Here is a 2,677-nt window from a genome sequence, read left to right as displayed (position 1 = left end):
CGGCGCGCGGGCGCGCGTCGGCCGCCCTCTCGGACGTCGAGGCGGACGTGGTGGGCCTCGGGGCGCGCTCACGCGCGCACGTCGTGGTGCGGGACGCGGACGGCGCCGTGCGCGCCTGGGCCACGCTCCACGACCGCGCGGCGGGCCGGGTGGTCGCGGCCGTGGTCGTCGACCCCGGGCTGGCCCCGGAGACCGCCGACGCCGTCGCGCACGCCCTGTTCGCCTGGGTCGAGGCGGGTGCCGTCCGGTTCGCCGCCGAGCGTGGCATCGACACCACCCAGGTGGACAGCGGGGCCTTCGCCGACGACCCCCGGCAGCAGCGCTGGCTGACGGACGCGGGCTTCCGGCACACCCGGACCTGGTGGCAGATGTCCCGACCGGTGACGCCGGGCGACGCCGACGTCCCGCAACCCGGGCCGGGGGTCACGGTCCGCCGGGTCCGCCGGGGCGAGGACGGCATGCCCGAGGAGCACGACCTCGTCGCCGTCCACGACGTGCTCGAGGAGGCGTTCGCCGACCACTTCAACTACCACGCCGAGACGTTCGACGAGTTCGTCGCCCGGCTGCGCGAGGACCCGGGGCACCGGTGGGACCACTGGTGGCTCGCGGAGATCACCGACGACGCCGGGCGCCGCCCGGCGGGCGCGCTGGTCGGCACCGTCTCGCCGGGGGGCGACGGCCGCCCGGACGGCTCCTACGTCTCGTACCTCGGGGTGCTCCGGTCGGCGCGCGGGCGCGGGGTCGCCACCTCGCTGCTGGACGCCGTCGTCGCCGACGCCGCGCGGCGCGGCCGCGACCGCGTGGGACTCGAGGTCGACGCCGACTCGCCGACCGGCGCCGCGAGCCTGTACTCGTCCCGCGGCTTCGTCACGTCCTACGTCACGCGGTCCTGGCACCGGGACGTGGCCGCGGCGCCCGCTGCTCCCGGCCACGCCGCCCGGGAGGGCTAACGGTCCTCGTCCGCCGGCGGCCGAGGCGGCTCATGAGGTAGCCCGCGGCGGTCTCGTACGGACCGTCCTGCAGCGCGACCCGGGCCTGCTCGGCGAACCGCTCGATGGTCAGCCCGGCGTCGACCGTGAGCGCGCCGTACCGCGTCGGGCTCCGGCGGTCAGGACCCGCCGTACGGCGCGACGGCGTCGAGCACCCAGGTGACCCCGAACCGGTCCGTGAGCATGCCGTACAGGGGCGCCCAGCCCGCGGGCGCGAGCGGCGCGACGACCGTCGAGCCCGCCGCGAGGCGCTCCCAGTAGCGCGTGATCTCGTCGGCGTCGGCACCGCGGACCGAGACGAAGACGGCGTTGGCACCGCCGTCGTACGGCAGCCGCGACGGGACGTCGTACGCCATGACGGCGAACCCGCCCTCGGACGTGACCTGCCCCCACATCACCTGGTCGGCCTCGGCCGCGTCCTGGACCGCACCGGCGTCGGCGTAGGTGATGGTGGTGGCCTGCCCGTCGAACACGTCGGCGTACAGCTCGAGGGCCGCCCGGGCGTCGCCGCGGAAGTTCAGGTGGGTGGTGGTCCGGACGGTCATGGCGCGCTCCTCGTGGTCGGTCGGTGGGGGCGCCGGTGCGCCACCGAGAACGACGCTAGAAGCCGCTGGTGTCACTTCCTGACCGCATCTGACGCAGACTGGTCCCATGGCCGTGACGAGCTCGCGCACGCTCCGCCTGCTGTCGCTGCTCCAGGCCCGGCGCCACTGGGGCGGCGCCGACCTGGCGGACCGTCTCGGCGTCTCCCTGCGGACCCTGCGCCGCGACGTCGAGCGCCTGCGCGAGCTCGGCTACCCCGTCGAGGGTCGGCGCGGGGCCGACGGTGGCTACGCGATGACGCCCGGGGCCTGCCTTCCACCCCTCCTGCTGGACGACGACGAGGCCGTCGCGATCGCCGTCGGCCTCTCCGCAGCGGCCACGGCCGGGGTGGCCGGGCTGGCGGGCGCCGCGGTCAAGGCGCTGGCCAAGATCGTGCCGGTGATGCCCGCGCCGCTGCGGCGGCGGACCGACGCGCTGCGCGCCGTCACGGTGGCCGCGTCGTGGAGCACCCCCGGTGACGCGGGCGACGGCGTCGACACGGCGACGCTCGTGAGCGTCGCCGTCGCGTGCCGCGACGAGGTCCGCCTGGCGTTCTCCTACACCTCCCGCGCCGGCGCGGCGTCGGACCGCCACGTCGAGCCGTTCCGCGTCGTCCCGGTCGAGGGGACGTGGTACCTCGTGGCGTGGGACCTCGACCGCGTCGACTGGCGCGTCTTCCGTCTCGACCGGGTGCGCGACGTCGTGCGCTCCGGCACGCGCTTCGCGCCGCACCGCCTGCCCGCCGACGACGCCGCGGCGTACGTCCGCGAGCGCGTCAGCGGCGGCCCCGGGCGCCTGCGCGTCGAGGCGGTCGTGGAGGCGCCCGCCGCGGAGGTCCGCCGCCGCGTGCGGTGGTGGCTCTCGGTCGAGGAGGAGGGACCCGACCGCTGCCGGGTCCGCCTCGACGTGGACGACCCGCTCTGGGGCGCGACGGCCCTCGCGCTCACCGGTGCGCCGTTCACCGTGGTGGGCCCGCCCGAGCTGGTCCCAGCGCTCCGCGACGTCGCGGCCCGGTTCACGGCCGCGGCCGGCGCGCCGCAGGGCTGACCGGCGGTCCTGCCGGGCGCGCGCCGCGCTAGCGTGCTGCGCATGGCGCCCACGCCGCT

The 2,677-nt window shown here is 77.3% G+C and carries 3 protein-coding genes; 2 read left to right on the top strand and 1 reads right to left on the bottom strand.

Annotated features, from left to right (window positions below; genetic code table 11):
- Positions 1-950: GNAT family N-acetyltransferase (locus IDM29_RS16230; protein WP_188037790.1), on the top strand; the 950-nt coding region annotated here is incomplete at its 5' end.
- Positions 951-1,108: 158 nt separating this feature from the next.
- Here the strand turns inward: IDM29_RS16230 and IDM29_RS16220 are convergent.
- A complete protein-coding gene (locus IDM29_RS16220) occupies positions 1,109-1,534 on the bottom strand; it encodes a VOC family protein (RefSeq protein WP_182113185.1) in 426 nt (141 codons plus the stop codon).
- A 106-nt stretch (positions 1,535-1,640) separates the two neighbouring features.
- On the opposite strand from IDM29_RS16220, the gene IDM29_RS16215 reads away from it, so the two are divergent.
- Complete coding sequence (locus tag IDM29_RS16215; protein ID WP_182113184.1) at positions 1,641-2,618, top strand: YafY family protein; 978 nt, start codon at positions 1,641-1,643, stop codon at positions 2,616-2,618.
- Positions 2,619-2,677 lie beyond the last annotated feature (59 nt).

It is taken from the genome of Actinotalea sp. JY-7885 (assembly GCF_014525465.1).
Classification (GTDB): Bacteria; Actinomycetota; Actinomycetes; order Actinomycetales; family Cellulomonadaceae; genus Actinotalea.
Note: the sequence above shows the minus strand (reverse complement) of the source record. Positions and strands in the feature narration are given on the sequence as shown.